Raw genomic sequence first — 23,438 nt, 5'->3', positions numbered from 1 at the left:
TGCTCGCTAGCCATGCAAAGTATGCCGAGTAATGTTTACTACCAATTTTAGAGATTTAGCAATGGATTTCCAATTAAACATTAAAGCGATGAGGATTTAATCTCTAGGATAAATATCATTTTTCTTAAACCATTTTTCTACAGGTGTAGTAATCCAATTTAAGCAATCTCCATCATTATTTCGCTGTGTGCATTGGCTATCATTTGTCTGTACTTTTACTATATTTTCTTTTACTTCTATAATAATACCAACTGAAGAATCATCACCTACAGATAAGTTAGATCTAAAAGAGCGAACCTTATCTTCATAAGCATTAATTTTTTTACTCTCTTTCATTTTCCAAGCTTTGAACTCTTTTATAGACGTCACATCTGATGGTGCTGATTCAATTAATTTTCCATCTTCAAACAATCCGTGATCTGTACAACGTTGGCAACCAATAAACTTACAGTTACAACGGTAAGAAAACGTACCAAATCCATTAAACTTACTATTCAGCCATTCTCCCTCATAGTAGTCACAACCAGAGGCTGGACCACATTCTTGCCATTTGCCTTTCCCTGTCCGCTTCCCATCGACCCAATCCCCTTCATATACCCTACCACTTTGCCATGTATAGGTACCTTTTCCATGTAAATACCCATCTTTAAATTCACCTTTATAGGTATCCTTTCCTGTTGAAACTCCAAAACCATTAGCTTTACCAGCTACACAATCTCCCTCATAAGTTCCTTGAACATCAGGATCTTCAACCCAACATTCTGAAGGGTTTGAATAAGCAGATTTTGATATAAAAAGTGCTAAACCAATTAGCAAAGCCTGTTTCAATTTCATTTATCGCCATACTCCATGCAAATTATTGTTAGATTTTTATATTATTAGTCTATCGGCAGTTAATTAGGTAAAAATGACCATATAGCTAAATTTTCATGCCAATTTGCTGATTCTAAATTTACTTTTTTAGTCCTCTTCCACTACAAATAAATCAGGCAGCGATACATCAGGCCGATACATCAGGCTATCGATACATCAGGCCACCCAAAATAAAACAAGAACATAATGTACTTTATGAGGGCATTCAAGTGACGAAAAGTCACTTAGCCGTTAAAAGGGTAGCGAAGTAGGGTTACAAAGGATGATGACTGACTAAATTGACCTATTTGGCTGAAAAAACGATATTTTTAGTAAAACAAGCCCAACCCATTGCCTCGTTGGAGGTGTTGGAGCTTTTGAAGGAACGAGCAATGAAACAGGCTTGAAATCAGCCTGTGTTAAGGTAACGACAGCATTTAGCAAAGTGCCGTCGTCGCTTCTCTAAATGCTCGCAGTAATCGGTCAGTTCTTGCAACGTACCGACTGGGCCATGAAATAGCTTGCCAAACTCGGTGGTCAGTTTAAGCCAATTGTCTTGGGATATATTTAATCTGGTCAGTAACTTGTTGCTATTTCCACTTATTGCACCACGCTTATCGTTGCGGATGATCCGCCCTGTATCCTCAACTAACTCAAGATAATCCTTGAGCGTAAACGCGATTCCATTAGGTTGGTTATCGCGTTCATTACCAATGAAAGGCAGTAAATTGTTAGGCTGTTCACCTTTCAATGCAGCCCTAATGCGTAGCTGAATGCTGGTATGGTCTGATTGTTCTGGCGTGTTAGCCATTTTGGCTCTGATGGGATTCAAATCAACATAGGTCATACAGGCTAAAACCGCAGCTTCATCAAGTAGAGCCTGTGACTTAAAGCGACCTTCCCAGAAACGACCACTACAGTTATCTTCTTGATTTGCTTGTCTTGCTATTGGTTCGTTTAAGCAACGCATGAACCAACTGATATCACATAAACGGCTACGGTAAATTGCTATTGCATGTTTTAGCCTGAGGACTTGGTGAGGTTCAACCAACTCACCTTTAGCGAATTTTTGCGTTAATTCATCACCTTTAAATAGCTTATGCCACTGCTCAAGCACTTCGCGATCAGTCCAACGATTAGCACGGTCGATATCCACCCGTAACACCACATGCAAATGATTCGACATTATCGCAAAGGCCGCTATATCAATAGAAAAAACTGCTTCAAGTTCAAACAGTAGCGATTCTACCCAAGCGCGGCGATGGTCATAGTTTTTACCTGAATAAGTATCATCGCCGCATAAAAATGCACGCCGAACAACGCGACTACAACAGTGATAGAAGGGCGTGTCTTCAACACTAATCTGAGTTCTTCTAGGCCTCGGCATAGCAACTCCTCCACATAAACACTTTTACTGAGTCTAGTAGAGGAGCCTAAATAACGCGATTTGTAATGGGTGGCTAGATTTTACTTCGCTAGATTTTACTTCTGTTGATAAGACTAGTGGCGCACTTTCGTTTAAAGCATCCATGTTTTCAATAAAATCAAAAACGACATCACTAATTTTCTTTTCTTCCATAATACTCTCAATCTGGATTAGTGCTCAAACACCTAACAATTAAACTAACTGGCGAGCAAAAGCGTAGCTTTTGTGAGTCCAGCGAACAAAGTGAGCGACAGTTAAGCTCATTGTTGAACGAAGCCGCTTTGCAAAAAAGATCGGACAGGCACATTTTTATTAACGATGGATATCCATTTTATTCTACGGATTTAACAATGGAAGACCCATTAAATCCTTTTCCTTGACGGATTTGTTCAGGGTCAATCAAAGAGATCTGTTTGAGATTTTGAAAACTTAGAAGCTTGTCGGTATGACTTACCTTGCATTGTCTCATAGACAACACCACCTTCTATTTTTTCAAGCACCGTTGAAACACTATAGCCTTTAATTTTTATATCACCAACTTCATCTAACTCGCGGTGTACATTTAATACACACCTTATTGTCGAACCATGCTTAAAACTATGCTTTTCCAACAAAACCTCGTCCCTGAACTGGACGTCTAGCATATCAAAACTAATTGTTTCTTCATTATATATGCCTTTCCATTTGTGCTTAGTCTCTCGTAAGACTGGTGACACAATTTGTATGATTGCTTCAGAATCAACTTCCGAACGAAGTTTGTTAGTTGAAAGTATGAACTTCCGAAATTCACTTGATTTGACATGGCGTTCATCAAAAACTGCTTCATATTTATCATTAACTGCTGCAAATGAAACTTCAGTGACTTTGTTATACTTACTCAAGTGAGTATAAAAATTTGATTTTCTTTTTAGTATTTTTAAATTTGAATCGACTACCTTTGTTACTTTACCTATCGTTTCAGGGTTAAACTCATTTTGTTCTAACTCCTGCTTTAGTTTTTGGATGTTTAATTTTTTCTCTTCGATAGATAACTTTTTTAGCTCATTCTCCAATGTTTCGGCTTCAGGATCGGACATTGGTACTCTTGAAAAATAATGGTTATCACAACTAAAATTAACGAAATTTGGTTATTATTATTTCCTAGAAAATTCCAAAAGTCTCTAAATCCGCCTTCAGCTACTATGTCTGAATTTATATTTAAGCTTATTTCTAAAGCCACAGCAGCTTCATATGCTATAGCGAGAAGCTCTGCTTCACACTTATTTCTAACCAAAGCGTCTATTTGATGAGAATTGTCATTAAAAAAATAATGCAGCTCTAATTTATTTGCTTCTTGCATATTTTTATAATTTCCTTGTTTAAAAAATGAGGTGAAAGTTGAACCCTAACAGTGCATAACTCGGACTTCTAACAAAACCTAAGCGGTAAATGGCTTAACCTTCGAACAATCCGAATAAATAATTTAAATATTGCAGCAACTTAGTTTCGCTTATGATGAGTTTTCAACATTTTTCATACAGAAAAATCGAGACCTTACATACCGAGAAGCGTTTTAGAAAAGATCGGACAGGCGCATTATTATGCCTTAACAATCGTCCAATAACACCTGAGCCGAAGGAATACACCATCCCCTCGGAGTTGCCGCAGGGCATTTGCGTTCGTTGCGTGAGCGAGGCATGGAGGCCGAGATAGCGTCAGTCGAATCAGGGACGAGCGTCTGACGCGATAGCATAAGAACGCTTAATGCCCAAGGGGCTTTCAACTCCGTTAGGGGCGTCTTGGAGCATCCAAGGAGGATAGGACGAGCAGTCCTCCTTGGTCGGGTGTGGGGTGAAGCCCCACGACCTTGATCCACCTCGGCCGACAGGCCGCCATAAACAGATAACCGAGATAACATTGCCAATTCGCAGCGCCAAGCAAATCAGCACCATCAAAACGTTTCAACTTTGTCGTTCGACAAAAAAGCTCTGCCATGGCTACCGCACTTGGCCAACACCCATTAGCCAAGGGATTGCACTGCTGTAATGCTTTTATAGAATCTAGAATCTAGAATCTAGAATCTAGAATCTAGAATCTAGAATCTAGAATCTAGAATCTAGAATCTAGCACCTAGCACCTAGCACCTAGCACCTAGCACCTAGCACCTAGAGTCTTATCGCATATTGTTCAGGAGGTGTTCTTGCGAAATAAAGACACATCTTCCTGATGCAAGTGAACTTAGCCGTGGTCACGGACAAGTCTCATCCTTGTTAAAAACGTAAGATAACGTTCTGTTTAACATCTGTCTACCACTTTCACATTACAAATTAGATAGTTAAGTGATGACTAACATAAATTAACTTAGATGGCTATGGGCTTGAGTAAGCCCACAAAAAGCAAGGGGCCCGTGGGCCCCTGGTTGATCGCGTGTAAAAGAGCCTTATGCCGTGGCTAACAAAGGCTGATTTTTCGTTTTACGCAGATGATAGGCAGTGAAGAGCACAAACCACAGGGCGCTTACGGCAAATCCAGCTAAGGTTGAATGCATAATCCCCATGGCTAAATAGCCTAAGGTGGCACCAAAGGCGATGGCTAAGGCATAGGGTAGCTGGGTCATCACATGGTCAATATGGTGGCAACCTGCACCTGTGGCCGACAAAATACTGGTGCTCGAAATCGGCGAGCTATGATCGCCAAACACTGAACCTGCGAGCACTGCGGCCAGCATTGGCAGCATTAACGCGATATCGCTGGCTGCGGCTATATCGCCAGCCAGTGGCAACATAATACCAAAGGTGCCCCAACTGGTTCCGGTGGCAAATGCCATGGCGCAGGACAACACAAACACCACCGCGGGCAACACTTCAATTGGCAAGTTACCATTGGCAAGGGAGGCCAGATATTTGCCGGTCTCAACATCGCGAACAACCGCACCAATCGCCCATGCAAATAGCAAGATATTGATCGCAGGTAGCATGGCCATCACCCCTTGCGGGGCGGCTTTAAGCCAGTTTTTAGCGCCCAATTTTAACCGCAGTGCAAGCAGAATTGACACCGCCAAGCTGCACAGCGCGCCATACACGAGCGAGGAGCCCACATTGGTGTTTTCAAAGGAGCCAAGTACGCTAAATGGCAGCCCTTTTTCATCCAATACTGCCGCACCAGAGGAAATCATAAAATACACGGTCGCGCCTGTGAGGGTTAGGATCGGCAATACCATATCGATCATGCCACCGTTACTTTCTTCAGGGCTTTCCATATCTAAGCCGATTGGACGAGGCTTAGACGGATCCCAAAGCTTCCCCTCCAGCGCCCATGCTTCATGTTTACGCATCGGGCCGATATCCATTTGAAACGCAATCACCACCAGCACCATTAACAGGGTAAACACGGCATACAGATTCATCGGGATCATCTCAACAAAGGCTGAGATTGGGCTTTGCTCGGTAATGCCGTGGGCGGCCATAATGCCACCGATAAGCGCGATAATATAAGCGCCCCAAGAAGAGATTGGCATCAGCACGCACACGGGCGCAGCGGTAGAATCTAACAGATAAGCCAGTTTGGCGCGGGAGATTTGAAAGCGATCGGTCACCGGACGGCAAATGGCGCCAACCGATAAACTATGGAAAAAGTCGTCAATAAAAAACGCAAACACCATCACGCCAGTTAAGCCTTTTGCGCCGCGACGGGTCTTAGCGCGCTTAGCCGCCCACTCGGCAAAGGCGCGGGTGGCGCCTGAAACCGTCATCAGACTAATGAGTCCGCCAAGCAGCAACATAAATAGCAACATATTGATATTGTCGCGATTAAGTGCGCCATCGACCCAAAAAATCTTCAGCACGGTATTAAACATATAGTGCAATGAATCAAGGGGAGAAAACTGATTGAGTAACAAACTGCCGGCCACAATCCCTACGCCAAGGGATAACAGTACGCGGCGAGTGATGATCGCCAAGGCGACGGCTAACAAAGGGGGAAGTACTGACCAACCGGAGTCGGCAAAATGACTAATGTCCATGATCTCTTTTCACCTAAAGAAAACGGGTGGAGATCTACCGAGAGGATAAAGAAACAAAACCTATAGGGAGGTAATACTCCTCAGCCCCTTCAGGTAGCGCTCCATAGTGGATGACTATGGCAGTCTTGCACCTATTTGATGCAAAACCAGCAGCTCGGTTTGATGACCTGGCTACTTCGGCGCTGACTCCTTTCCTTGTACATCTGCGGCATCACCCTCCGCACAAGTAGTCATAGGCAGCGCGCCTCTACTTAAAGGTATTCGAGCGGGCATTCTAGCGAGATGGGAACTGATAGCAAGTATTTTGATCCCATTCGCGCATAAAACAACGAATCACCTACAAGTTGGCAACGGAAGAAACATCTGCTTTTCAACCGTCGCAATGGCGCAAAATGGCCTTATACGAGTAAATGTTTACCAAAGAAATCCAAGGTTCTTGCCCATGCAAGCTCAGCCGTTGGCTCATCATAACGGGCGGTGGAATCATTGTGGAAACCATGATTCACATTCGGGTAAAGATACACGACGTAATCGGCTTTATTGGCCTTTAATTGGGCTTCATACTCGGCCCATGTATCGTTAATTCGTTGATCTAAAGCGGCAAATTGTAACATTAGCGGGCCTTTAACTCGGCTACGCAGCTCAGTTGCTGCGGGTGTGCCATAAAAAGGCACGCCTGCGGCAAGCTCGTCCGGAATGGTAGCGGCAAGCATATTGACGATATAGCCACCAAAGCAAAATCCGACGGCGCCGAGTTTGCCACTACTCTGCGGGTGCGCCCTTAAAAAGCGCGCGGCGGCGATAAAATCCTGCTCGATTTTGGCCCTATCGAGGCTCGCTTGCATGGCGCGGCCCGCATCATCATTACCAGGATATCCACCAAGGCTATAAAGCGCATCGGGGGCAAAAGCAATATAGCCCTTGGCCGCTAAGCGGCGGGCCACATCTTCGATATAGGGATTAAGGCCACGGTTTTCGTGTACCACTAACACCACGGGCGCTTTTTTAGTGGGATCTAAGGTCTTAGGATCGCCCGCCTTTTGGCCTGGGATCAGCAACGCGCTTGGCAAGACTAAATAACCCCGCCCTTCGCCATAGCCTTCGGGGGACGGAAACTTCACATAACTGGCTTGGATTGTGGGATCGTTAAAGGACACTTGTTCGGCTAAGGCGTAATTAGGCATCAGTGCGCCTGTGAGTGTGCTGAGGGTAAAACCCAGAGCCACTAGACCTGCAAGGCGCGCCATAAACTCACGGCGATCGATAATGCCATGGGCATACTCATCATACCAATCAAAGGCTTCCTGCGGGATAGGCTGAGAAGTATGGGCGTTATTGTCGGACTTAGGTTGTGGGCTCATCGTTCTTTCTCCATTGAACAAGCTACCACAGGTTTATCTTCCCTAGCTTGTGAGTTATCTAGCTGTGCTCACAAGAGTAAAGGATGAAGCCTGATTTGAGCAACCGGCTTTCTCACCTTAGGCTGAAGTTCATCAGCCAAACTTATGACTGATCTTGCTCCCATATTGGCGTGTGCTTTTTATTTCCTAGGGGCTTTTTTGTGTATAATGTCGCCAATTTACAAATGAATAAGTTTACATTTCAATAACATAAATTGCCAATGGAGTTCAGATGGCTATAGGGATATGTAGGATAATTTGCATCACTGCCACGCTCACGCTGTTAACCGCTTGCGATAATAGCGTTTCTGCCACGTCGGCTGGCATACCCACTGAGCGCGAGTATCAGATTATTTCCACCTCGCACCTCAATGATGGTTTCGAAACCCGCAAAGTGTTGCAGGCAAGATTGCTGCTGGATTACCAATTACCGGATGCAGAAGGTAAGGCGGCCAGCTTAACCACGCCATTAACCCATAACGCCCGCTTTTTTATCCAACCTAACCTGCTGCAAATTAACGATTTCGGCATACCGATCCCAGTGAGTAATATCGACCCAAAAGCCAAGTCCAATGAAATCGCTCAGTTGGTTAAAGATGGTTTTAAGGTGGAGTTTAGTAATGGCGAAGTTCGCCAATTAACCCCCATTGCCAAGATGGATCAAAAAGATATCAAGGAATTATTTGACCACTGGGTGAATCTTAATAACTTGTTTAAACAAGCCCCAACCTTGCCAGTGATGCTTGAGCCTCGCGTCGGTTATAGCACTAGCGCCCCAATGGATGCGCGCTTAACTTGGACGGTTGAGCAGGTCAGCGAAGATAAGTTGCTCGCCGTTTTACAAGGTGAAAAAGGCAAGTATAAGGCCTATGGCAAGTTCGAAGTTAACCGCAAAACCGGTTGGTTAGAGAGCATGGTGTTTTTTCAACGGGAAGAACGCCAAGGCAGCACCTTCACCCACCGTACCGTGATGACGCCTAAGGATCGACCTTATATCATGAGCATGCTTTGGCATGCCGATGATACCTTTGATGCTGAGCGCGATAGGGATGATCGGCAAAAAGAGTTGTACCGCATTAGCGATGTACCGCAGCAATATCGCCCTAATGACGAGGAATTTATTAAATCCTTATTACCTGAGCAGCAAGGTATTTTAGATAATGTTGGCCCTTGGGGTACAGATACCCCCGAAGATCTGCAATTGCGCTTTGTCCACAATATGAGTCCGCAATATGTAGAGGCCGATGTGCGCTATGAAGACTTAAGCGCCTATGATGCAAGCGGTAAACCGATTGACATTCACTTCTGGCAACATGGCAAAGGTTGGGCGAGGAATTACAATCGCACGATTGAGTCTTCAACCGATATTATTGCCACAGGTTGGGATAACACCGCGAATAAACTCAAGCAGATAGACCATATTAATGCCAAGCTAACGCTTATCCCTCAGGCGAATAAGATCGTCGAAAAGTCCTGGGATGAACTGGTCGCAAAACCCTACACCTTTGGTGATGCCAGCCTAACAATCCAAGTGCTCGATGCCGAGGCAAAACTGTTTAAAGTCATATCAAAGCAGAGTGACAATCAGAGTATTAATCTTCCTTTCCAACAGTTTAAAGGCATGATGGCGGAAGCTCGTCGCGAGGGTAATTATCCTACATGGCTTGCGGCGACGGAAAAGGAACTGCTAGAGCAATTAATAGGTGCCGATGAGAGCCATCATCTGACCACTAACGCCCTGCTACTCAAGCTGGATGAAATCCCCAAAACGGTGATGTTGATAGAGCAGCAACCCCAGCCAGAGTTAAGCCAAACCAAGACGATCCGCTTTGTACAATTTACCGAGTACAACAAAAATCTGGCAAACCCTCCTAGCGAGTTTGGCAGCACTAGCCTAGGTAGCTTCACCAATCCGACGCTAGATACCGCTAAAAATGAGATCAATACGATCCAAGGAATAAAACCTGTGTCTGACAATGGCCATAATCTGTATATTCCCATGTCAGCGGCTTTGGCGACTTCCTGTAAACCTGAAATAGAACAAGGTTTTAATGAGGGTAAAAACCCAGTCACTTGGCAGTTTGATCCCAATGGCCTAAACGGCAGTGCTTATATTTTGATGACTCCGGATCATGTGCGGCAGTTTTTCTACGATAAACAGATAAAGGGTAAGATCCGTTGCCAAGGTGATATCAATTGGCAACCACTGGTGCTGCCCGCCACTCACCGCCCTTGGCTAATCGATTTACAGTCTTGGCTGACGCAAACCGGATATGGTAATGAGCCGAGTAGCAATCTTAACAATTATTTTAAGGTCGAAGATGCCCAAGGCAATCAGTTAACTATTCGACTCCCCGAAAATACTCAGCAGCGGATTAACGAGGTGCTAATTGATGGCCGCTATTTAAGTGTTGCTGGCCCCGCCGCCAAGGTGAGTTATATGACGATAGCCAAAGAAAGCGTCGATATCCCCTATGAATTCACCTTTAAACCTTTGCCTTGAGGAGCGGTTATGCGTCCATTTACCTTAAAACTGCTCCTAGGAGCACTCGTACTTACCAGCACCCATGCCAATGCGCAAAAGGTGTTACTCGATGCCCATTGGAAGGTTGTCAAAGATGAAAAACAGGCTCAGTACTATCTAAAACAATCGACCGAAGTGATCGATGGCCATTATAAGGCTGAGGTTTATTACAAAAACAAAGATATACTTTTTTGCGCCAGTGCCCTCGCCGATAACAACATAGGTAAAACACTCACCAGCGAACAATTCCGCGGTGCTTATCAATGTTATTTTGAGGATGGCAAGCCGTACGAACAAGGCTTTCGTAACGAACAAGGCCAACTTCATGGCTTGCTTAAAAAATACATTGCCACCGGCCAATTATATAGTGAATCGCACTATGAAAATGGTGTGAAACAAGGCCTCGAAACGGGTTATTGGAATGGCGGCAATATCCGCTACAAAGTGAACTTTCAAAAAGGCAAAGAAGTCGGCATCAGCGAACATTTTGGCCCAGAAGGCGAAGTCACCGCCAAAATCTGCAATGAGCCGACCTGTGTGAGCCAATATTTTAATCTTGGCAAACTTAACCGTGAAGAACATCGTGTTGATGGCCTACTGCAAGGCACTGAGACCACTTGGGGCCTGAATGGGCAAGTCATCTCGACCCAAGAGTATGTTAAAGACAAAAGGCACGGTGACTATTTTGCATATTTTGACAATGGCAAAGTCAAACACCACTTCCAATATCAAGCAGATTATAAGGTCGGTGAGCAACTGACTTACTATGAAAATGGCCAAATCCAATTAAAGGAAGTGACTAACGATAAAGGTGATGCCCTCCAAGCCATCGAATACGATGAGCAAGGGCAAATTAAAAAAACCACCAACAGCAAATACCAAGGTAATCGCTGGGTTTATCGTAAGCAGCAGCGCTTTAGCAAGGGGCAACTGATTGAGAGCACAGAAAACGACCTACTCAAAAACTGGTCACTTAGCGAAGATTACGAGCAAGGCGAGTTAGTCAATCGTCGCGAGGAACTCGATAAAAAATTAACTGGCTTGTATGTGGAATCCGTCAAGAGCCGTAGTGGTACCGACGTTATCACCCGCGAGCATTTTAACGCAGGCAAGCGTGAAGGCGCCTATGAAATGGTGAAATTCGACCATGAAACCGGTAAGCGTTGGGTGGCTGAGCAGGGTCAATACACCAATGACAAGCCCTCGGGCAAATGGAAGAAGCTGCAAGAGGATACCAGCCTCACCTTTAGCTATGATGACAATGGTGAACTCCATGGCGAGTTTCGTAATCAGACAAGTTCAGGGCAACTGCTTGAATTAATAAATTTCAACCATGGCACCCCCGACGGCTTAGTGCAACGTTACGCCAACAATGGTCAATTGTATGAAAAAGGCGTATACCGCAATGGCCAACAGGATGGCGATTGGATCTTTACCGATGGTGAGTACGGTTTCCGCCCAATACCCAACCCTGAAAGACGCTATTGGTATGGTCGCTTTGACCAAGGTAAACAAGTCGGCCATTGGGAACTGCGCTCATCTGAGGACTATGTGCTCCAAATCGCCAATTATGATGAGCAGGGCAGGCTTGATGGTAAGCAATACGAGTTTGAGGAGCATGGCTGGATAGAGGTGATTAATCGCTATGATCATGGGCAGTTTTTAAATCAGGAAACACCGCCGCCAGTAGTGACTCCTGACCCTGTTTTCTCAGCGTTTTAGCTTAATCAATTAACGTAAACATTGGCGCCGGGCACTGCATTATGTCCTGCGCCAAAGAGATAAACTCAACAGCAAAAAAATTAGGACTCTTATATAGGCCGCAAACGGCGCGGCCTTAAGACCCAGAGCAAAGGATCAGCATGAATAATACGCCATTTCGCTTTATCAGCCTCGCGATTGCGGGAACCAGCCTAGTTTGCGCCTATGCACAGGCGGCCCAAAACCTCTCCTCTATGATGGTCGAAATCCGTCAGCAGGATGGCATCCCCAGCTATTACAATCTCGCTACTGGCATGCCGCTAAATGGTGATATTGCCATCGTCCGCGATAACCAAGGCTATACCTTAGGGCAATTTTCTCAGGGAATACCTAATGGGAAATGGCAAGTATTTCATACTAATAACAGCAGAATCGTTGAAGGTAACTACCTGCAGGGCTACCAAGATGGCACATGGCGACTGTTCGATTTAGATGGCTCGATAACCGAAGAGCAGCAATTTGCCAAAGGCGTCCCCATTGGCGAATGGAAAGAATTTAGCGCCACAGGCCATGTTACCCAAAGCACTGTCTATCAAAATGGTCAAAAATCCCAAGTAAAACGTTTCTTCCCTAGCGGAAAATTGCAGGCGCAAGAAAGTTATCTTGATAACCTGCGCCACGGCAAATGGGAAAGCTTTTATGAAAACGGCACCCTATCCCAGAGCCAAACCTACGCCAATAACCAACTCACCGGCCCCTATCTTGAACAAAATCCCGAAGGCCAAGTGGTCGTAAGTGGCCGTTTTGATACCGACGGCCGCCGCCAAGGGGTATGGGAAACCTTTTTCGACGACGGCAAAAAAGCCAGTGCCAGCCAATTTAATCTTGATAAACTCGAGGGTGAAGAACGCACCTTTTACCCCAGTGGTGAACTGGCGAGCCTGTGCCACTATCAAGCGGGGCTGCGCCACGGTAAGTGCCAGCAATTTAATGAACTCGGCAAACTCCAAGTCGAAGAGCTTTACCTCGATGATATGTTAGATGGACGTCAGCAATACTTTAGCCTTGAGGGCGTTTTGACCAGCGATTTGTACTATAAGCAGGATATGCTCGCGGGTGTGCAAAAGTACTTTCACCCTAATGGCCAACTTAAAGAACTGCGAACCTACCATGATTCCCAACAGGCCGATAATGGCCAGTATCCCCTACATGGCCCCTCAGAGCGTTATGACGCTGATGGCAACATCATCGAAAAAAGCAGCTATAACATGGGGTTAAAGGATGGATTGTTTGAGCGCTATCACGCCGGCAAATTGCAAACCGCAGAAGTGTGGAAACAAGGCCAACGTGACGGTGAATTTCGTCGCTACCACGCCAATGGCCAGCTCCGCAGTTTAGATGTCTATGTGAATGGCAAACTGACTGGCCGCTCAGAATCCTTTTACGAAGATGGCTCAGTTAATGAGCGCGGCGAGCGCCTCGAAGGAGCTTGGGTCGGTAAATATGAGTCCTTTTATGACAATGGTAAACCCAGAGAACTTGCCCACTACGCCCGCAGCAAGGCGGATAACAGCAATAGTTATCCCCTCGACGGCCACTTTAGCCGCTGGTACTACAATGGCGATCTTAATGAAGAAGGCGATTACAAAGAAGGCTTAAAGCAAGGGATTTGGGTCCAATATGCTTCAGGCCTTAAGCAAAAAGAGCAAACCTTTGAACAGGGTAAACTCAATGGCGATTACGTCGAATATTACCAAGGTCGCCGCCGCGTCACTGGTCAATACGAGGATAATCAAAAAACGGGTCTCTGGATTGATTACCGCTATGAAGCCAAAGATCCAACCTATGGTGCAATCCCTGAAGGCAATGTCAGTCAAAAAACCTACTGGAAAGATAATAAACGCCATGGCACTAGCGAGTACTACAGCTTTAAGCAAGTGGTTTACCGCTTAGAAACCTATGATAATAATGAAAAAACTGGCACCTATGCCGAATATTATCCCAATAATGGCCAGCTTAAACTCAGCGGCACTCTGGATAAGGGACAACAAACCGGATTGTGGGAAAGCTGGTATGAGGACGGTATTTTAGCCAGCAGTAGCGAGTTTTTGGATAATCAACAGCATGGCACTAGCAAAGAGTATTACAGCAATAGCCAACTAAAACGTGAAGCCCAATACAGCAAAGGGCTACTTGATGGCGAACTCAAGGAATACCACCAAAATGGTAAACCCAAACTGAGCGAAACTTGGTTAAAAGGCCAGAAGGAAGGCGATGCCAGCTATTATCACGCCAATGGCAAACTCGCCGAGCAAGGCACTTATCTCAAGGATCGCAGGGAAGGTTTATGGCAACAATTTTGGCCAAATGGCGAAAAACGCAGTGAAGGCAGCTATCTTGCCGACCGCCAAGCAGGAGATTGGAACCACTTTGACCAACTCGGCAAGTTAATTAATACCGAGCACCATGGATAAAGCAATTGCGTTAAGCTGAAATTGCTCGTAAAGACCGCTCAATCCATGGATTAGCCAGAGGAATGGGTTTTGAATAAAAAGTGATCAAGCTCAAACATTTATTCTCAACCCAAAATCTAAAGGAAAATTCATGCAAAGTGTGTCATAACCAATGTCTATACTAATGGCCTTTTTCCGCTTTGGATCAACTGCCTATGAAGACATTTATCAAAGACGAATTTGCCCTATTACTCGGAATACTCACCTTAGTATTCTTTAAGACGGGCGGTGATAGTTTACTGGCCGATGACACCGCACTATCAACTTACATTCCCGTCTCTCTCGCCCTCTTAGGCGTAGTGACTTGGGCTATTTTTTCCGTGGTGCGACACTCTGACGCCCTTGCGATAAAACTGGGTGACCCCTATGGCACCTTAATTTTAACCCTGTCGGTGATTTCACTCGAAGTGGTGATGATTTCCTCGGTAATGTTAACTGGCGAACCCAACCCCGTCATGGCTCGGGATACTATGTTTGCCGTAGTCATGATTATTACCAACGGGTTAGTGGGATTTACCCTACTGCTGGGCGGTTGGCGCTATCATACCCAACACTTCAACTTAGATGGGGTTAAATCCTATTTAGTGGCGATCATTCCCCTTGCCCTACTCTGTTTAGTGCTACCTAATTTTACCGAGGGTGGCACTGTCGGTGGTATGTCAAAGCCAATGTCTTGGATGCTGATCATTATTTCGATTTTGCTCTATGGCATCTTTTTAGTGGTCCAAACCAAGAGCCACAGTCACTTCTTTGTTGATGCCGATAATGAAGATCACGAAGAGCACCACGGCATATTGCGCAGCAATATCTACCATACCTTACTGTTGATTGGTTACTTATTGGTGGTCATTTTGCTGGCAAAAACCTTAGCCATGCCCATTAATTACAGTGTTGCGTCCCTCGGTGCGCCGCCAGCACTTGGCGGTTTTGTTGTCGCCTGTTTGATCTTATCCCCCGAGGCTGTCGGTGGTTTTAAGGCTGCACTTAACAATCAACTTCAGCGGGCGATGAATCTGTATTTTGGCTCAGTGCTGGCAACGATTGCGCTCACAGTACCAGCCGTGTTGATTGTGGGTAGTGTCATAAATCAAGAGGTGCATTTAGGCTTATCGGCGGCGGATATGGTACTGCTGGCCACCACTTTAATGGTCTGCAAAGTAAGCTTTAGTAGCGGCCGCACCAATGCATTACATGGTGCGACCCATTTAGTGCTGTTTATCGTGTATCTATTTTTGATGTTTGAGCACGCATAAACACAATGAGTACACAACTGAGCCGAGGTTTTACCTCGGCTTTTTATGCATTTGATTCAGCGCTATTGGCCGTAAAACGCATCCCAATAACAAACCACTCACTAAACCACCTAGATGTGCCGCATTATCCACGCCGCCCAATAGCCCCATCACTAAGCTTGCGGATACAAACAGTGTGAGATGTAATGCCAGCAGCATATGGCTGGCTAAGGGCAGGAACCCCATCCAAATCCACATGCTCAACACGCCAAATAATCCCATAATGGCACCGGAGGCACCTATGCTGATGGTCGCCTCGTACCAACTAATACTGGCAATACTCGCCGCTAGAGCACTCATCAGATAAACCCCAAGTAAGCGCCATTTGCCGAGTAACGGTTCTAAAAATATGCCCGCAAAAAATAGCCCATAGAGGTTAAACATCAGATGCATTAAACCGCCATGTAAAAACACATTACTGATTAAACGCCAGACTTGCTGGTCAAGCACCAGTTGACGCAGGTTAGCTCCCCAGTCGAGTAACACGCTGTTAGGTAAGGTAATAAAGTGATGGCTCGCAAACACCATCAACATAAATATCAGGACGTTGCTCAAGAGCAAAATGGGCGTGATCACAAAGCCTGATCTAGGTTTAAATTCAGCTAAAAAAGCATAAAGCACAGCCTTGGGTTCGGCCGTTGTTAACTTCGCAGCGAGGGCTTTTGGCGCTAGTTGAGTGCCATCCAATGTTAACATTAGACTCATCACCAACCACAGAATGGCGCCAAAGCTTAACCATCCCAGCATCCAAGCCAGTTTATGCCCATTACGTGCTTCAAAAGGCTGATTCACTGGCATTAAGATCGTTTGATAGGCGTCATGGTACACAGTGCTTTTTTGAGCAGCCGTTAATAGTTGAGTGTAACGACTAGAAGGGCCTATACGGTCAAGATAGACAAAATCATCGGGATTAAACCCATTAAACTCTTGCTGACTTTGATAGATAAACTCCTGATATAGTGATTCTTTTTCATGTTTTTCGAGTCTATTGCTAATCGTCTGCTGATAGTGCTTACCATACCAAGCTATAGCCTTTGCCCCCTCCCGCCAACTCTCACTGCGACGGGAAAAAATCGGCATGGCAACATACAGGCTCATTTGTAGCTCACTATTACCCTTTCCCACCGGCTCAATATTACGTTGTACGCCTATGTGCTTTTTATCGATATAAAACTGTTTTAATTGGTAATACTTGGTCTGCGGCTGTAGCGATAACTCGTTAATAGAATCAAGCTGTGTCAACTTACCGGTTGCGCTATTTAGGTACTCCTGCGCCACTATAGTTGGCACCGCCAGTAACAGCGAAGCAATCAATAGATAAATAAAGCGGCTATTACTTTTAGTAAAGTGGCATAACTTAAGCCTTGGTCTTAAATAGAAAAACAACAAGGGCCATGGCAATAGCATCGGCAGCCAAAAGTTAACAAGGGATTCATCAATACTCACCAGTTGCAGCTTGATCAGCAACAACCAGTGCAGCAAGCTGTAACCTGAGACAAATAACAGACTAAGTAATAGAAAAGGCACATAAATCAGTTGGAGTTTTTTAAATACTAACGCCACACGCATATCATCCATGGTAGAAAACCATCCAATGATACGGCCAATCAACTCACAAAGCACCCTTATATGGGTCAATTGATGGTTGTGTTAGATGTCGCTAATCGTCCTTTACTAAGTGGATGCCGCATTGACAATAAAAAAGCCAGAATCGCTTCTGGCCTATTTATTTAATGATTTTAAAGGGAAATCTTAGGTCTCGCTGACCTTAGCCAATTGCTGCTGACTGCGCTGCTTTTTATATTGCTTAGCATCTGCTGGGATCGGCGTGACTTTACCCGTTTCTAGCCAGTTGCGTAAACGGTTGGCATCGGCCATGTGGGTATATTTACCCTTGGCATCAAGCACCACAAAAGCCACTTTACGCTTGGCCATTTCAGTACGCATCACAAGGCAATGGCCAGCTGCATTGGTAAAGCCGGTTTTGGTGAGGTGAATATCCCAATTATCTTTATAAACCAATCTGTTAGTATTTCTAAAATCAAGACTGTACTTTGGCTTACCAAAGGTAACGGTTTTCTTTTCGGTTGAGCTTAACTGGCCTAACATGGGATAACCTTGGCTGGCCTTGAGTAACACCACTAAATCGCGCGCACTGGATACGTTTTTCGCCGATAGCCCTGTAGGCTCAACAAAGCGGCTATTTTTCATCCCTAAGGCTTTGGCTTTAGCATTCATCGCCTTGATAAAAGCTTTATGCCCACCGGGATAATGGTGGGCAAGACTTGCGGCTGCACGGTTTTCAGATGACATTAATGTCAGCAATAACATCTCTTTACGGCTAATTTCACTACCTATGCGCACCCGAGAATATACACCGCGCATTTCCTTAGTATCCTTGATATTGATGGTGAGCTTTTCATCCATCGGCAACTTAGCGTCTAAGGTCACCATGGCTGTCATCAGCTTAGTCACTGAGGCAATTGGCCTCACCGCATCAGGATTACTGGAATAGAGAATTTCATTGGTTTTAAGATCAACCACCAGTGCACTATTGGCCGCAACTTCTTGCTTCGTATTAGCTTTTTTAGGAGTTGTTGCTTTAGTGGTGGTGCTTTTTGTAGTGACAGAGGCCGAATCGGCTGAATGCGCTGTCGCGGCAACAGTTAAACTGCTGCATACCAAAATAAAACTACCAAGCAGATAAGAGATCTTCATGTAGATGTCACTGAGTCGTTAATAAGTCGAATGTGCTACGGCACAGGATTGTGGCTAAGTATAAGAGGTATATGGTGAAAGGAATAGAACAGAACGCCACTTTTATCAGCAATATCAGCACTTTTTAAGCAAAAATTATAAAAACATCTTTGTTTTTGGTTCCAAAACACTTGAGAAAAAAAGTACCAACAATCAAAAAACATCAAATAAACAAACAAACAAACCTTTAATAAAGATAAAAATAGAGTAAAAAACTAAAAAAGCATCATTAATCAATGGTTATTGCCTTCTTATTAATTAGCAATTAAGCGAGCCGCCATCTCGATAAAAGCATCAAAGCGTGATGGCAAAGGTCGAGTGCTATTATGCACTAAATACAGCGACTCCTGCACTTTTTGTTCAAGATCAACGGCCCATAGACTCTCCCTTGGAATAAAGGCGTTGACCGTACTTAAGGGAAGTACTGTAAAACCTAGCCCTTTAGCTACGGGCAGCAGAATTTGACTCAGTTGGTTAACATAACCCGTGCGGCGGATATGATGGGTAAAAGCCATGGTATGCGCTTTGCTTGGCGATCCAGGGCGAGAATTCACCATTGGCGCTCTCCCACCAAAATTGGCCTGCAATACTTGCTGGAGGTAATAGTCACCATCTGGATGATCTATAAAGCCAATTTGTTCAAGGAGTTCAATGCCAATCTTATCAACCAGATATTGGCTTGGGAGCACCAAAGATAACTCAGCGTAACCTAAGGTTTGATACGTGAGATCGGCCTCCTCTCCTCGTTTTGTCACTATGCCCATATCGAGCTGGTTAGTTAAAATGCCAGATACGATTCGCTGATTGGGCGCCGCCTCTATCTTCACGCAAAGCTCAGGGTACTGGATTTGACGCTCAAGAAAATGGGGATAGAGCAAACTCGCAATCGCCCCAGAACAGCCAAAACGACACTCGCCAACATAGGCATTATCCGTTTGCAAGCGCGCTAGCAGCTCTGTTTCAGCTAGCTGATATTGTCTAGCATGTTGATAGAGAATGGCTCCCGCCTCCGTTAATTCAAACCGCTTACCCTTTCTAAGCAATAGGTGCACACCAACTTGTTCTTCAAGCTTTTTAATATGTTGGCTAACTCCCGGCTGTGTCATAAACAGCTTATTGGCAGTATGAGTAAAGTGTCCAACCTCAACTAAGCTGACGAACGTGGCTAACCATTGTTGATTAAGCATAAGCATTTCCGAATCAAGCACTCATCAAATAATAACTATAAATTATCAAAATAAGAATAAATGATAATTTTTAATATTCAATACAACACCATAAACTAACCCTATACAAAATGAGGCGGTGATGGTTCAGCTTCATTGGCGCTTATTCCATTCTCAGTAAGGAGTTAATATGAAACCGTATCCACGTACTTTTTCGCATATTGGTATTTCTGTGCCCGACCTCGATGCCGCAGTGAAGTTTTATACTGAGGTACTCGGCTGGTATTTGATTATGCAGCCCACAGAAATCATCGAGGATAATTCGGCGATTGGTGAAATGTGTACCGATGTATTTGGCCCGAATTGGGGATCTTTTAAAATTGCCCATTTATCAACAGGCGACAGAATTGGCGTCGAACTATTCCAATTTGCTAATCAAGTAAACCCAGAGAACAACTTTGAATATTGGAAAACCGGTGTATTCCATTTTTGTATTCAAGATCCAAACCTAGAAGAGTTGGCTGAAAAAATTGTCGCCGCTGGAGGGAAAAAACGCATGAAGGAACCAAGATATTACTATCCAGGCGAAAAGCCGTACCGCATGATCTATATGGAAGATCCCTTTGGCAACATTCTCGAAATCTATAGCCATAGTTACGAGCTACATTATGCCAGTGGTGCTTATCAATAAGTCATTCACTCTTAATAGCCCATAAAAAAACCAGCCAAAAGGCTGGTTTTTTTATATTCATCCAATGCATTGGGTCGCAGGTTTTATCTGCAACCCAATAAGCAATTAAGCTTGTGGGCGCATTGCTGGGAACAGGATCACGTCACGGATAGTGTGAGTGTTAGTGAATAGCATCACTAAACGGTCGATACCGATACCTTGACCCGCTGTTGGTGGTAAACCGTGTTCCAGTGCAGTGATGTAGTCTGCATCGTAGAACATGGCTTCGTCGTCACCTGCGTCTTTGGCGTCAACCTGCGCTTTAAAGCGGCTGTCTTGGTCCTGCGCATCGTTTAATTCGCTAAAGCCGTTAGCCACTTCACGGCCACCGATGAAGAATTCAAAGCGGTCGGTGATGAAGTGATTGTCATCGTTACGACGTGCCAGTGGCGAAATGTCCGCTGGGTAGCCAGTGATGAAGGTCGGTTGCATTAACTGCCATTCAGCAGTTTCACCGAAGATTTCTTCTAATAGTTGACCACAGGTCCAGAACTTCTCGATCTTGATGCCTAGGCTGATAGCCAGTTCACGCATGAATTCAAGATCTTTCACTTGCTCGTAAGTCATGGCTTGGATAGTCGCGTTGTCAGGATTGTACTTCTGAATCGCTTCTAACATGCTTAAACGAGCGTATGGGCCACCGAAATCAACGGTGTGCTCGCCGTATGGCATTTGCGCACTGCCTAACAGTTCAATCGCGATAGAGCTTAACAGTTCTTCGGTTAAGTCCATCAGATCTTTGTAGTCAGCATAGGCCATATAGAATTCCATCATAGTGAATTCTGGGTTATGGCGTGGCGACAGACCTTCGTTACGGAAGTTACGGTTGATTTCGAACACACGCTCAAAACCACCTACCACTAAACGCTTGAGGTATAACTCTGGCGCGATACGCAGGTACATTGGCATGTCCAGCGCATTGTGGTGAGTGATAAATGGACGCGCTGAAGCGCCGCCTGGGATCACGTGCATCATTGGGGTTTCAACTTCCATGAACTCTTTTTTGATCATAAAGTTACGGATAGCAGCAACCACTTTTGAACGCATTACGAAGGCTTGACGAGATTCTTCGTTAACGATTAAGTCAACATAACGTTGGCGGTAACGGGTTTCTTGGTCAGTTAAGCCGTGGAATTTTTCTGGCAGAGGGCGCAGTGCTTTAGTCAGCAGTTGATACTCTTCCATGTTGACGTACAGATCGCCTTTACCAGACAAGTGCAACTGACCAGTTACGCCGATGATGTCACCGATATCCAGACCTTGGTAACGATCCTTTAGATCCGCTTGAACGCCCTTTTCAGCGTAAGCTTGGATACGACCAGACACGTCTTGGATCACCAGGAATGGGCCACGTTTTGCCATGATACGGCCAGCGATGCTGGTTCTAAAACCTAAGGCTTCGAGTTCTTCCTTCGTGTTTTGACCGTATTTTTCCTGCAACTCAGCCGCTTTATGGGTGCGACGGAAGGTATTAGGGTGAGCATTAGCGCTGCAGTTCGGGCGAATGCTGTCTAGCTTGGCACGACGCTCGGCAATCAGTTTGTTTTCATCTTGTACTTGTTCAGTCATGTTATTTCTCGTCTATACCTTTGAATTAATTACAGCCCTGATTTCAAACTGGCTTCGATAAACTTGTCCAGATCGCCATCGAGTACCGCTTGGGTATTGCGCGTCTCCACGCTAGTGCGTAAGTCTTTAATACGGGAATCATCCAATACATAAGAACGAATTTGGCTGCCCCAACCGATGTCGGATTTGGCATCTTCAGCGGCTTGCTTTTCGGCATTTTGCTTATGCATTTCTAATTCGAACAGTTTGGCTTTTAACTGTTTCATCGCCGAATCTTTGTTCTTGTGCTGTGAACGGTCGTTCTGGCACTGCACTACCGTGTTGGTCGGTAAGTGGGTAATACGTACCGCAGATTCGGTTCGGTTAACGTGCTGACCACCCGCACCCGAGGCGCGGTATACGTCGATACGTAAGTCAGCAGGGTTGATATCGATGGTGATATCGTCATCAATCTCAGGGTAAACGAATACCGAGCAGAAAGACGTGTGGCGACGACCCGATGAGTCAAATGGCGATTTACGCACTAAACGGTGCACGCCAGTTTCGGTACGTAACCAACCAAAGGCATACTCACCGGTAAACTTAATGGTCGCGCCCTTAATACCGGCCACGTCACCGTCGGTCACTTCCATCAGCTCAGGGCTGAATCCGTGGGCTTCGCCCCAACGCAGATACATACGCAGTACCATGTTGGCCCAATCTTGCGCCTCAGTACCACCACTGCCCGACTGAATGTCTAAGTAACAGTTTGAGGCGTCCTGTGGACCAGAGAACATACGGCGGAATTCGAGTTCAGCCAAACGGCTCTCTAAATAATCCAGCTCTTTGGTGGTTTCATTGAAGGTGTCTTCGTCTTCTTCTTCGATGGCAAGCTCAAGTAGACCTTCAACGTCTTCAAGACCTGAGTCCATATCATCGATAGTTTTGACAACGGCTTCGAGGCTAGCGCGCTCTTTACCTAGGGCTTGAGCACGTTCAGGCTCGTTCCACACCTCAGAACTTTCAAGTTCACGGCTGACTTCTTCTAGACGCTCATGCTTAGCATCGTAGTCAAAGATACCCCCTAAGAAGCTGCGTACGCTCGGCAAGCTCCTTAATTTTGAATTTTACTGGATTAACTTCAAACATGGATTTTTAACTTCGCTTTATTTTTGCCGTTTCAATGGAGTTTCCATCAAAGGAGGCGGCGCTTAACGGTAATTGCAACCGCGCATTTTAACCTAACAACGCTGGTAAACCTAGGGCGTGTTGGCCTTTCGCTGCGATTTTCTAAGCATAAAAAGCACAGCTAGCGGTGTGAGATTAACAGACAAAGCCCAGTTAAGACTGTGATCTTACATAAAATTGCCAGCTTGATGCCCAGCTCCGCTGAGAATAGTAAAGTCAAAATAGTAGTAACCACTAAAAATACTTATTGATTAAACAAGATACGAATACAACCCACTTAAAATGCCAAGATAATCACAATATTCCTCCCGCAAAGCTTTAACAGCGCACAATCTACGATG

Annotated in this window: 18 protein-coding genes and 1 riboswitch; of the genes, 6 read left to right on the top strand and 12 right to left on the bottom strand. The window is 45.0% G+C overall.

Annotation, left to right across the window (positions count from 1 at the left end; translation table 11 throughout):
• Positions 1–96 precede the first annotated feature (96 nt).
• From H9J30_RS09885 to H9J30_RS09865, 5 genes are all read right to left on the bottom strand, one after another.
• Positions 97–834, bottom strand: a complete 738-nt coding sequence (locus tag H9J30_RS09885; protein WP_169547413.1) for an MORN repeat-containing protein — start codon at positions 832–834, stop codon at positions 97–99.
• Between the two features lie 427 nt (positions 835–1,261).
• Entirely contained in the window at positions 1,262–2,239 is a 978-nt protein-coding gene (locus H9J30_RS09880) for a transposase (protein ID WP_240130879.1), read from the bottom strand.
• A 33-nt stretch (positions 2,240–2,272) separates the two neighbouring features.
• Complete coding sequence (locus H9J30_RS09875; RefSeq protein ID WP_240130878.1) at positions 2,273–2,431, bottom strand: hypothetical protein; 159 nt, start codon at positions 2,429–2,431, stop codon at positions 2,273–2,275.
• Positions 2,432–2,673: 242 nt separating this feature from the next.
• A complete protein-coding gene (locus tag H9J30_RS09870) occupies positions 2,674–3,354 on the bottom strand; it encodes a hypothetical protein (RefSeq protein WP_240130877.1) in 681 nt (226 codons plus the stop codon).
• A complete protein-coding gene (locus H9J30_RS09865) occupies positions 3,315–3,617 on the bottom strand; it encodes a hypothetical protein (protein ID WP_240130876.1) in 303 nt (100 codons plus the stop codon). The genes H9J30_RS09870 and H9J30_RS09865 overlap by 40 nt, the downstream gene beginning before the upstream one ends.
• A 491-nt stretch (positions 3,618–4,108) precedes the next feature.
• Between H9J30_RS09865 and H9J30_RS09860 the strand changes: the two genes are divergently transcribed.
• Entirely contained in the window at positions 4,109–4,303 is a 195-nt protein-coding gene (locus H9J30_RS09860) for a hypothetical protein (RefSeq protein ID WP_240130875.1), read from the top strand.
• Between the two features lie 394 nt (positions 4,304–4,697).
• Here H9J30_RS09860 and H9J30_RS09855 read toward each other — a convergent pair whose 3' ends face one another.
• Entirely contained in the window at positions 4,698–6,278 is a 1,581-nt protein-coding gene (locus tag H9J30_RS09855) for a Na+/H+ antiporter NhaC family protein (RefSeq protein ID WP_240130874.1), read from the bottom strand.
• A gap of 86 nt (positions 6,279–6,364) precedes the next feature.
• Positions 6,365–6,536: riboswitch (Lysine riboswitch) on the bottom strand.
• Between the two features lie 140 nt (positions 6,537–6,676).
• Positions 6,677–7,639 carry a dienelactone hydrolase family protein gene (locus tag H9J30_RS09850; RefSeq protein WP_240130873.1) on the bottom strand — a complete coding sequence of 321 codons (963 nt, stop codon included), beginning with the start codon at positions 7,637–7,639 and terminating at the stop codon, positions 6,677–6,679.
• Between the two features lie 271 nt (positions 7,640–7,910).
• Here H9J30_RS09850 and H9J30_RS09845 point away from each other — a divergent pair, with 271 nt between their 5' ends.
• The 4 genes from H9J30_RS09845 (at position 7,911) to H9J30_RS09830 (ending at position 15,669) form a co-directional block, all read left to right on the top strand.
• The gene (locus H9J30_RS09845; RefSeq protein WP_240130872.1) at positions 7,911–10,181 is read left to right on the top strand and encodes a hypothetical protein; all 2,271 of its coding nucleotides are present in this window, start codon (positions 7,911–7,913) and stop codon (positions 10,179–10,181) included.
• A gap of 9 nt (positions 10,182–10,190) precedes the next feature.
• Positions 10,191–11,924 carry a toxin-antitoxin system YwqK family antitoxin gene (locus tag H9J30_RS09840; protein ID WP_240130871.1) on the top strand — a complete coding sequence of 578 codons (1,734 nt, stop codon included), beginning with the start codon at positions 10,191–10,193 and terminating at the stop codon, positions 11,922–11,924.
• A 140-nt stretch (positions 11,925–12,064) separates the two neighbouring features.
• Positions 12,065–14,377: a toxin-antitoxin system YwqK family antitoxin gene (locus H9J30_RS09835; protein WP_240130870.1), complete on the top strand. Its 2,313-nt coding sequence runs from the start codon at positions 12,065–12,067 to the stop codon at positions 14,375–14,377.
• Between the two features lie 194 nt (positions 14,378–14,571).
• A complete protein-coding gene (locus H9J30_RS09830; protein ID WP_240130869.1) occupies positions 14,572–15,669 on the top strand; it encodes a calcium:cation antiporter in 1,098 nt (365 codons plus the stop codon).
• Positions 15,670–15,699: 30 nt separating this feature from the next.
• On the opposite strand, the gene H9J30_RS09825 is transcribed toward H9J30_RS09830, so the two are convergent.
• The 3 genes from H9J30_RS09825 to H9J30_RS09815 form a co-directional block, all read right to left on the bottom strand.
• A complete protein-coding gene (locus tag H9J30_RS09825) occupies positions 15,700–17,286 on the bottom strand; it encodes a rhomboid family intramembrane serine protease (RefSeq protein ID WP_240130868.1) in 1,587 nt (528 codons plus the stop codon).
• A 174-nt stretch (positions 17,287–17,460) separates the two neighbouring features.
• Positions 17,461–18,426, bottom strand: a complete 966-nt coding sequence (gene pbpG / locus H9J30_RS09820; protein ID WP_240130867.1) for a D-alanyl-D-alanine endopeptidase — start codon at positions 18,424–18,426, stop codon at positions 17,461–17,463.
• Positions 18,427–18,719: 293 nt separating this feature from the next.
• Positions 18,720–19,652, bottom strand: coding sequence for a LysR family transcriptional regulator (locus tag H9J30_RS09815; RefSeq protein ID WP_240130866.1), 933 nt, complete (start codon positions 19,650–19,652; stop codon positions 18,720–18,722).
• Between the two features lie 169 nt (positions 19,653–19,821).
• On the opposite strand from H9J30_RS09815, the gene H9J30_RS09810 reads away from it, so the two are divergent.
• Positions 19,822–20,322, top strand: coding sequence for a lactoylglutathione lyase family protein (locus H9J30_RS09810; protein ID WP_240130865.1), 501 nt, complete (start codon positions 19,822–19,824; stop codon positions 20,320–20,322).
• A 105-nt stretch (positions 20,323–20,427) separates the two neighbouring features.
• On the opposite strand, the gene lysS is transcribed toward H9J30_RS09810, so the two are convergent.
• Positions 20,428–21,930: a lysine--tRNA ligase gene (gene lysS / locus H9J30_RS09805; RefSeq protein WP_240130864.1), complete on the bottom strand. Its 1,503-nt coding sequence runs from the start codon at positions 21,928–21,930 to the stop codon at positions 20,428–20,430.
• 29 nt (positions 21,931–21,959) lie between these two features.
• Positions 21,960–23,058, bottom strand: a protein-coding gene (gene prfB, locus H9J30_RS09800; protein ID WP_164925631.1) for a peptide chain release factor 2 whose coding sequence is annotated in 2 segments (ribosomal slippage) — positions 21,960–22,982 and positions 22,984–23,058 — 1,098 coding nt in all. Because the reading frame shifts where the segments join, the coding sequence is not laid out codon by codon here.
• Between the last annotated feature and the right edge of the window lie 380 nt (positions 23,059–23,438).

The organism is Shewanella cutis (assembly GCF_022410515.1).
GTDB lineage: Bacteria > Pseudomonadota > Gammaproteobacteria > Enterobacterales > Shewanellaceae > Shewanella > Shewanella cutis.
This window is presented reverse-complemented; position numbering and strand designations above follow the sequence as displayed.

Bases quoted from the DNA above. Each gene is read 5' to 3' on its own strand.
- H9J30_RS09885 (WP_169547413.1), bottom strand. From the start codon at position 834: ATGAAATTGAAACAGGCTTTGCTAATTGGTTTAGCACTTTTTATATCA.
- H9J30_RS09880 (WP_240130879.1), bottom strand. From the start codon at position 2,239: ATGCCGAGGCCTAGAAGAACTCAGATTAGTGTTGAAGACACGCCCTTC.
- H9J30_RS09875 (WP_240130878.1), bottom strand. From the start codon at position 2,431: ATGGAAGAAAAGAAAATTAGTGATGTCGTTTTTGATTTTATTGAAAAC.
- H9J30_RS09870 (WP_240130877.1), bottom strand. From the start codon at position 3,354: ATGTCCGATCCTGAAGCCGAAACATTGGAGAATGAGCTAAAAAAGTTA.
- H9J30_RS09865 (WP_240130876.1), bottom strand. From the start codon at position 3,617: ATGCAAGAAGCAAATAAATTAGAGCTGCATTATTTTTTTAATGACAAT.
- H9J30_RS09855 (WP_240130874.1), bottom strand. From the start codon at position 6,278: ATGGACATTAGTCATTTTGCCGACTCCGGTTGGTCAGTACTTCCCCCT.
- H9J30_RS09850 (WP_240130873.1), bottom strand. From the start codon at position 7,639: ATGAGCCCACAACCTAAGTCCGACAATAACGCCCATACTTCTCAGCCT.
- H9J30_RS09845 (WP_240130872.1), top strand. From the start codon at position 7,911: ATGGCTATAGGGATATGTAGGATAATTTGCATCACTGCCACGCTCACG.
- H9J30_RS09840 (WP_240130871.1), top strand. From the start codon at position 10,191: ATGCGTCCATTTACCTTAAAACTGCTCCTAGGAGCACTCGTACTTACC.
- H9J30_RS09835 (WP_240130870.1), top strand. From the start codon at position 12,065: ATGAATAATACGCCATTTCGCTTTATCAGCCTCGCGATTGCGGGAACC.
- H9J30_RS09830 (WP_240130869.1), top strand. From the start codon at position 14,572: ATGAAGACATTTATCAAAGACGAATTTGCCCTATTACTCGGAATACTC.
- H9J30_RS09825 (WP_240130868.1), bottom strand. From the start codon at position 17,286: ATGGATGATATGCGTGTGGCGTTAGTATTTAAAAAACTCCAACTGATT.
- pbpG (WP_240130867.1), bottom strand. From the start codon at position 18,426: ATGAAGATCTCTTATCTGCTTGGTAGTTTTATTTTGGTATGCAGCAGT.
- H9J30_RS09815 (WP_240130866.1), bottom strand. From the start codon at position 19,652: ATGCTTAATCAACAATGGTTAGCCACGTTCGTCAGCTTAGTTGAGGTT.
- H9J30_RS09810 (WP_240130865.1), top strand. From the start codon at position 19,822: ATGAAACCGTATCCACGTACTTTTTCGCATATTGGTATTTCTGTGCCC.
- lysS (WP_240130864.1), bottom strand. From the start codon at position 21,930: ATGACTGAACAAGTACAAGATGAAAACAAACTGATTGCCGAGCGTCGT.